The organism is Mycobacterium sp. TH-M15, from assembly GCF_057473705.1.
In genome coordinates, this window is sequence record NZ_JBYCLB010000643.1 from 1 (window position 1) to 7223 (window position 7223).

General features: G+C 69.6%; 9 protein-coding genes. 3 read left to right on the plus strand and 6 right to left on the minus strand.

Annotated features, from left to right (window positions below; all coding sequences use genetic code 11):
• Nucleotides 1-650 (minus strand): thiamine pyrophosphate-binding protein (locus AC2VNT_RS15675; protein WP_486947729.1); only part of this gene is annotated, 650 nt, incomplete at its 3' end.
• Nucleotides 651-658: 8 nt separating this feature from the next.
• Nucleotides 659-2827 carry an acyl-CoA dehydrogenase family protein gene (locus tag AC2VNT_RS15680; RefSeq protein WP_486947730.1) on the minus strand — a complete coding sequence of 723 codons (2169 nt, stop codon included), beginning with the start codon at nucleotides 2825-2827 and terminating at the stop codon, nucleotides 659-661.
• A 200-nt stretch (nucleotides 2828-3027) separates the two neighbouring features.
• On the opposite strand from AC2VNT_RS15680, the gene AC2VNT_RS15685 reads away from it, so the two are divergent.
• A complete protein-coding gene (locus tag AC2VNT_RS15685; RefSeq protein ID WP_486947731.1) occupies nucleotides 3028-4413 on the plus strand; it encodes a PecA family PE domain-processing aspartic protease in 1386 nt (461 codons plus the stop codon).
• A 72-nt stretch (nucleotides 4414-4485) separates the two neighbouring features.
• On the opposite strand, the gene AC2VNT_RS15690 is transcribed toward AC2VNT_RS15685, so the two are convergent.
• The 4 genes from AC2VNT_RS15690 to AC2VNT_RS15705 form a co-directional block, all read right to left on the minus strand.
• Complete coding sequence (locus tag AC2VNT_RS15690; protein ID WP_486947732.1) at nucleotides 4486-4800, minus strand: DUF732 domain-containing protein; 315 nt, start codon at nucleotides 4798-4800, stop codon at nucleotides 4486-4488.
• A gap of 291 nt (nucleotides 4801-5091) precedes the next feature.
• Nucleotides 5092-5442 carry a hypothetical protein gene (locus AC2VNT_RS15695; RefSeq protein ID WP_486947733.1) on the minus strand — a complete coding sequence of 117 codons (351 nt, stop codon included), beginning with the start codon at nucleotides 5440-5442 and terminating at the stop codon, nucleotides 5092-5094.
• On the minus strand, nucleotides 5439-5681 hold the full coding sequence (locus AC2VNT_RS15700; protein ID WP_486947734.1) for a DUF6197 family protein: 243 nt from the start codon (nucleotides 5679-5681) through the stop codon (nucleotides 5439-5441). Before AC2VNT_RS15700 ends, AC2VNT_RS15695 begins: the two co-directional genes overlap by 4 nt.
• On the minus strand, nucleotides 5678-5926 hold the full coding sequence (locus AC2VNT_RS15705) for a helix-turn-helix domain-containing protein (protein ID WP_486947735.1): 249 nt from the start codon (nucleotides 5924-5926) through the stop codon (nucleotides 5678-5680). Before AC2VNT_RS15705 ends, AC2VNT_RS15700 begins: the two co-directional genes overlap by 4 nt.
• Nucleotides 5927-6061: 135 nt before the next feature.
• On the opposite strand from AC2VNT_RS15705, the gene AC2VNT_RS15710 reads away from it, so the two are divergent.
• Nucleotides 6062-6385, plus strand: a complete 324-nt coding sequence (locus tag AC2VNT_RS15710) for an XRE family transcriptional regulator (RefSeq protein WP_486947736.1) — start codon at nucleotides 6062-6064, stop codon at nucleotides 6383-6385.
• Nucleotides 6382-7092: a hypothetical protein gene (locus tag AC2VNT_RS15715; protein WP_486947737.1), complete on the plus strand. Its 711-nt coding sequence runs from the start codon at nucleotides 6382-6384 to the stop codon at nucleotides 7090-7092. Before AC2VNT_RS15710 ends, AC2VNT_RS15715 begins: the two co-directional genes overlap by 4 nt.
• Nucleotides 7093-7223 lie beyond the last annotated feature (131 nt).

The following is a 7223-nucleotide window of genomic DNA, read 5'->3' on the forward strand; positions in this document are numbered from 1 at the left end:
TCGTGGGCGCCGGCCACCCCGGCGCCGGCCAGGATGGTCACCGCGTTTCCGGCGTTGAGCATGGAAGCCGCCGCCGCCAGCGACGGTGGGTCGGGCCGGCACACCGAGCGGGACGCGGTCACCGGCCGCTGGCCCCAGCCGGAGGCGTCGAGGCGGGCGGAGAGCACCTCGCCCGGCACCACCACCACCGCCACCCCGCTCTCCTCGACCGCGGCCCGCATCGCCATCTCCAGGATTCGCGGCGCCTGCTCGGGGGCGCTGACCAGTTCGCAGTAGACGCTGCACTCGCGGAACAGCTCCTGGGGGTGGGTCTCCTGGAAGTAGTCCGAGCCGATCTCGGCCAGCGGGATGTGCGCCGCGATCGCCAGCACCGGCACCCGGCTGCGCTGCGCGTCGAACAGCCCGTTGACCAGGTGCAGGTTGCCCGGCCCGCAGCTGCCGGCGCAGACCGCCAGCCGGCCGGTGAGCCCGGCGTCGGCCGCGGCGGCGAAGGCCGCGGTCTCCTCGTGGCGGACCTGCTCCCAGCCGAAGTCGCCGGTGCGGCGGATGGCGTCGGTGAACCCGTTGAGGCTGTCCCCGGGGATCCCGTACACCCGGCTCACCCCGCTGCGCTGCAGCGCCGCGATCACATGGTCGGCGACGGTGGCCATCGGCGAGGCTACTTGATCAGCGGGTCGCGGGGCATCCCCAGGATCCGTTCGGCGATCTGGTTGCGGGTCACCTCGGAGGTGCCGCCGGCGATCGACATGCCGCGGGCGCCCATCACCATCCGGCCGACGATGCCACCGGCGCCGTCGCCGACGGCGACCTCCGGGCCGAGCAGGTCGGCGGCGATCGCCGCGCCGTCGTTCATGTGCTCGGCCAGCAGCAGCTTGGTGACGTTGCCCTCCGGGCCGGGTCCGGTGCCGGCGATGCTGCGGGCGGCGCGGCGCAGGTTCAGCAGCCGCAGCGCCTGCTCGTCGCAGAGGAAATCACCCACCCGCACCTTGGCGCCGGCCACCGCGTCGGCGTGCTCGGCGGCCAGCTTCACCAGGTAGCGGTCGGCGCCGGAGAAGTAGGAGCCGCTGCCGCCGCCGATGCTGACCCGCTCGTTGCCCAGGGTGGCCCGGGCGACCGTCCAGCCGGCGTTGGGCTCGCCGACCACGTCCTCGTCGGGGATGAAGACGTCGTTGAAGAACACCTCGTTGAACTCCGAGCCGCCGGTGATCTGCCGCAGCGGGCGCACCTCGACGCCGGGGGCCTGCATGTCGACGATCACCATGGTGATCCCGGCGTGCTTGGGGGCGTCCGGGTCGGTGCGCACGGTGGCCATCCCGCGCCGGGAGTACTGCGCGCCGGACGTCCACACCTTCTGGCCGTTGATCTTCAGGCCGCCGTCCACCCGGGTGGCGCGGGTCTTGATGCCGGCCGCGTCCGATCCGGCCTCCGGCTCGGAGAACAGCTGGCACCACACCTCCTCCTTGCGCAGCGCCTTCTCCACGAACCGCTCGATCTGCGAGGCGGTGCCGTGCTGGACCAGGGTGAGCACCACCCAGCCGGTGATCGAGTAGTCCGGCCGCTTTATCCCGGCGGCGGCGAACACCTCCTCGATAACCAGCTGCTCGACGGCGTCGGCGGCCCGGCCCCACGGTTTGGGCCAGTGCGGCTGCACGTAGCCGGTGGCGATCAGCCGGTCGAGTTGGGCGTCCTCGTCGAGCGCGGCGATCTCGGCGGCGTCGGCGCGCACCCGGGTGCGCAGCTGCTCGGCTTCCGCGGGCAGGTCGAGGCTGTTGACGCGGGCGACGCCGGCCGCGGTGGCCTCGAAGACGTCCAGGGCCGGCGCGTCGCCGCCGAACAGCGCCCGCACCGCCAGCGCGCGGCGCAGCTGTAGGTGCGCGTCGTGCTCCCAGGTGAAGCCGATGCCGCCGTGCACCTGGATGTTGAGTCCGGCGTTGCGGACATACGCCGGAAAGGCCAGACCGGCGGCCGCGGCGGCGACCAGCTGGAACTGGGCCTCGTCCTCGCCGGCGGCGCGGGCGGCGTCCCAGACCGCGGCCGTCGCCGCCTCGGCGCCGACCAGCATGTTCGCGCAGTGGTGCTTGACCGCCTGGAAGGTGGCGATGGTGCGGCCGAACTGCTGGCGCACCTTGGCGTACTCGACGGCGGCGTCGACGCAGTCGGCCGACCCGCCGACCGCCTCGGCGGCCAGCAGCGTTCGGGCGCGGGCGATTGCGGCGCCGGCGGCGCCGGTGAGGATGTCGTCGGCCGAGACCGCGACATCCGTCAGGCTGACCCGCCCGGAGCGCCGGGTCGGGTCCAGGTTCTCCGGCACCGCGACGGTGACGCCGTCGCGGCCGCGCTCGATCAGCAGCATGTCGTCGCCGGCGCGGATCAGCAGCAGGTCGGCCAGGCCGGCGCCGAGCACGATGTCGGCCTCGCCGCTGGCCTTTCCGCCGGTCACGGAGACGTCGCCGCCGAAGCCGACGCCGGCCGCCGTCGAGCCGTCGATCAGGCCGGGCAACAGCTTTTTCTGCTGTTCGTCGGTGCCGGCGTGGGCCAGCGTCGCCGAGGTGATCACCGTGGGTACGAACGGCCCGGGGGCCACCGTCCGGCCGAGCTCCTCGATCACCACGACCAGCTCGCTCAGCCCGTAGCCGGCGCCGCCGTGCGCCTCGTCGACGTGCAGGCCGAGCCAGCCCAGCTCGGCCAGCGCCGACCAGAACGGCGGGCGGGCCTCCTCGTCGACGTCCAGCAGGGTGCGCGCCGCGTCGCGGGCCTTGTGCGAGGTCAGGAAGTCACGGGCCACCTCGGCGAGTTGGCGGTGGTCGTCGGTCAGGGCGATACCCATCGGGGCCTCCTCGTGGCTGCGGCCGCCTTAGGGCCGACGGGACCGAGCGTACTGAAAGCGCCGGTCGGCGGCGCGGCCGGGCGGGTCGGACGAGCGGCGTTCCGGGGCTACCGGTACCGCCGGTTACCCGTTACGCTGTCCGGGTTGTCCGAAGACGTCGCTCGGGCTGGCGGATGGTAGCCGTCCGAGGGGTTGTGGGGATGAATCAGATGGGTGAATCCGGGGTGCGCCGCCGAGTGACGGCTGCCGGTGTGGCGCTGGGGGGCGCCGTGGTGTTCGGGCTGACGCCGATCGCCACCGCCCCGCCGGCGCATGCCGACCTGTTCGACTTCGACTGGCTCAGCGACATCCTCGGCGCGGGCGTCGACGCGGCCGTCGGCGTCGACCCGTCGGCGGGGCTGGACTCGCTCGGCGACGTCTCCGGCTCGCTGGCGGCACTCGACACCGACTTCTCCAGCCTGGCCGACCAGCTGATCTACCAGCCGCTGCAGGCCGATTTCGACGGCTGGCTGAGCAGCCCGCTCGGCGAGCAGGTCGACGGCGTGATCAACTCGCTGGCCGGCCAGGACGTGATCGGTGCTCACGGCAGCCTGGTCGGCAACTGGCTGTTCGACGATGCCGGTGGCGCGTCGAACTCGGCGGCCGCGGTTGACTCGGCGGCCCGGTCGCTGGCGGAGACCGGTGGTGCGCCGGATCCCACTGCCGACACCGTTACGTCTGCCACCGTCCCGCTGCACATGGTCAACACCACCGAACCGGTGGCCGACATCTCGGTGGGCGGCGGCAAGGACATCCCGGTGGTGGTCGACACCGGGTCCAACGGGCTGGTCATGCCGTGGTGGGATCTCAGCTTGGCGGGTCTGCTGAAGTTCCCGGAGAACTTGGGCGTCGGCTCGTACGCCGGCGGGATGGACTACTTCTACGTGCAGCTTCCCGAGACGGTGAGCTTCGTCGGTGGGCCGAGCACCGAAACAACCGTTCCGGTCGACGTGGTGCTGTTCAGCTTCCCGACCCAGCTGGACACGCTGTCCACCGGCTGGACGCTGCCGACGTTCCTGGGTCATGACGCCGACGGTGTCCTGGGCATCGCGCCCGACGCGGTGGGCCCGAACGCGGTCGGGTCTGAGACGGTGATCCAGGCGCTGCCGGGTGATCTCGGCCAGGGTGTGCTGATCGACGAGCCCGCTGGTCAGCTCGTCTTCGGTCCCAGCCCGCTGACCGGCGGAACCACGGTCGACGGGGTGGCGAACACCCACCTGTGGGTCAGCATCGACGGCCAGAACCCGCCGGTCGAGCAGTCGGCGATCATCGACTCCGGCGGCGTCTACGGAACCATCCCCACAACGACTCCGGGTACGGCCCTGCCGGCCGGGACGGTGATCAACGTCTACGCGAACCCGGACGACACCCAGCCGCTGTATTCGGTCACAACCGGCCCGGACAACCCAGCGCCGACGACCATCTCCGCGGGGACTACCTCCAACCCCGGGTACCTGAACACCGGGTACTACCCGTTCTCGCAGATGCCGATGTACATCGGCTACGGCACCGACGGCCCGACCACCACCTTCTATCCCGGCCAGTAGCGGACGCAGATCCTCCAGCCGTCGTCGGTGCCGGACAGAACTACCCGTAACCCGGCTGGTCGGCACCCGCAATTAGGGGCGCGGACCAAACCAGGGCCGCGGGTCGGGGCAGATGTTACGTTGGGCCGCGATGGCGGTCTTGACGGCCGCTAAGCTCTGGGCCCCCATCGGGTTGCGGGCCAAGTCGAACACGTTGAACCGTGCCTGATCAAGTGAGGCGCCCGCGTGGATCTGATCGCAGATTTGGTGTCCGAGCTCGACCCACTCCGGGCCGGTCGGTTGGCCGGCGGCGTGCAGCTCATCCAAAAAACTCTGGTCGTCGGCGTTTGCCGCCGGGATCGTCGCCAGTGTGAACACAGCCACGGCTGCGGCCACGGTCTGTGCCATCCTCGTTCTCATACGCGCTAAGCGTATACCGCACAGCGGTGCAGCGACGAGGACTCGAACCCCGTCGCCGAAACCGGGAAAACCGTGCGTGACCTGGGGGTGCCGATCCCGGAGGTTACGTGAGACCGCGCCAAACGACGTGGGAACGATGAACCACGTTGACGACGTCGACACCGTCGGCCGCGGTACGTGCGTAGTACGTACCCCGCAGCGAGACGCTCACGACTCCTTCTGGAGGCACGTCGCGATTGCGCTCCGCGGCCGGCCTGTCGACGCCCAGGAGGTCGATGGTCACCGTGAATTCGTCCGCTTCCCTGGGCTGCCGCCGGCGTGGGCGCGACACGCATCCGCTCTGCGCCGGCCGGCTTCGGTGAGCGCACGCGACGCTTCGGCCGCGAGCCGGTCCAGTATCTCGGCGCCGTTGGGCGCGTCGCCGGACGCCTCCAGATGGTGCAACGCGGCGACGAGCGCTTGGCTGCACCGGGTGCAGGATATGGCTGCATCGAACATTCGCTGTGCGCGGCGCCAGTCGTTTTCGTTGCCGATGGCGCCCATCATGCCGGCGCCGACGACGGCGATCTCCATCGGGTTGCAGCGGTGCTGCGACATCTGCGGGCTGCCTGACTGGTTGTGGCTCTTCATGGTTGGGGTCCGCCTTTCGAGATGTCGCTTAGTGTCGGCAGCTCCGCGGTTTGGCGTATGTAGGCGGCGACGGCCCTGGAGGCGGGACGGTGAGCCAATGCCCACGGGTTTCCGAGGGCGGCGTACCGCAGCGCACCGAGCAGGAACTGTGACCCGCCGTCGTCTTGGATATGCGTCTTGCACCAGCCGTCGCGTGCCAGCAGCTCAATCGCCTTGGTGACGGTCTCTGACGGTTTCATGCGGTGACCTCCCGGCCCTCTTGGCGGACGAGCTTGTCGACGCGCAGGCCGAGCACCTCGACTAGGCGGACCAGGAGGAACGGGGTCGCTGTGCCGCGCCAGTCGGCGTCGAGGGTGCGGTTGACGGTTGGTCGTGCTACGCCGAGCCGTTGAGCGAGCTGCGCCCGGTTGCGGATTCCCTGGCGGCGCAGCGATTTTGAGAGGTAGTCGGTGTCCCATTCGAGAACTTGGGTTGGCTGCGGCACAGTGAGTATGTTAGCACGATCACATCATTTCTGCACCCTATCCGTTATTTATTGATGCGTCTCGTCGTATAGCTGGCTCGATAGTCGTAGATTAACGCATTGCGTTGTAACTTTAAAGTTACTATCGTCTCCTGCATGCCACGCACCGACCGCAACGGCCGACGCCTCGAATCGGTGCTCGCATACCTCGCGGACCGGCCGATCGGCGCAAAGGACATGCAGGAAGCACTCGACGTCGTCCGCAACACCTACGTGCGCCGCCGAGAAGCCGACGACTATCCGAACGCAGAAGAGCTGCGCCTCGTCGCCCGTGCCTTCGCCGTCGACTACTGCGAACTGATGGTCACCTTCGGCCTGGTCGACACCGACGAACTCCTCCGGTACGCCGCCGCAGCCGCCGGCGAGCAGCCGCCACGGCTACGCGACATGAAACCACGCACGAAAGAGAGACCCACTTGACCGCTATCGACGTCCTGGTCTGGTTCACCATCGTCGCCTCCGCGCTCGGCTTCCTGCGCAGAGGCGGTGGCTACTTCAAGCCGACCGCGCTCTACATCGCCGGACTCGCACTCGTGTCACCGGCAGCATCAGCGGCTGTCGGGCCCGCGATGTACCGTGCGGCCGGCGTATCGCACATGGAATTCGCGGCAGGCGATGCGCTGCTGATCCTGTCCGCATACAGCGGGGTAGCCGCGCTGCTCGACGGACTTGCCACCACCCCGGCGCAGCGTCAGGCATGGCTCGATCGAATGGCGAAACCCGCCGTCGCCGCAGCCATACCCACCGAACTCGTGTCGGCCTACGCATCCGACGCGATGCGCCAATCCGCCGAAATCAACAACGTCGGCGTCGTGCGCGCCGACCTGCTGCTCGTCTGCTACTGGCTGGCCGTGTGCTCGTCGATCTGCTACCTCGCCGCGCTGCGGTTCGCCGCAGTCAGCAAGTTCCGCATGCAGCCCGGCCAACGCGCCACGGTCACCATATTCCAGGCGTCGATGCTGTCGGCGTGCGCGGCGTGCGTCGTGCAGATGTGGTCCGCCATCAGCGGCCGGCCAGCCGGGCCGCACGACATCATCGCCTGGACGCTGCTATGCGGATGGGGCCTCTTGCGCACCACCGCTCACCTACACACCACGGTCCGGGGACGGAACTGGGGGCTCCCCTGAAAGTATCCTTTTGACCCGCGGTTGTCCGAGCGGAGCTAAGGACTCGCGCAGTAATTAGTTAGGTTTTCTGGTTTGGTGTGTCCACACTTGTGGTATGACGCTGCCAGCTGTGGACTCCGATTCGACCGCCG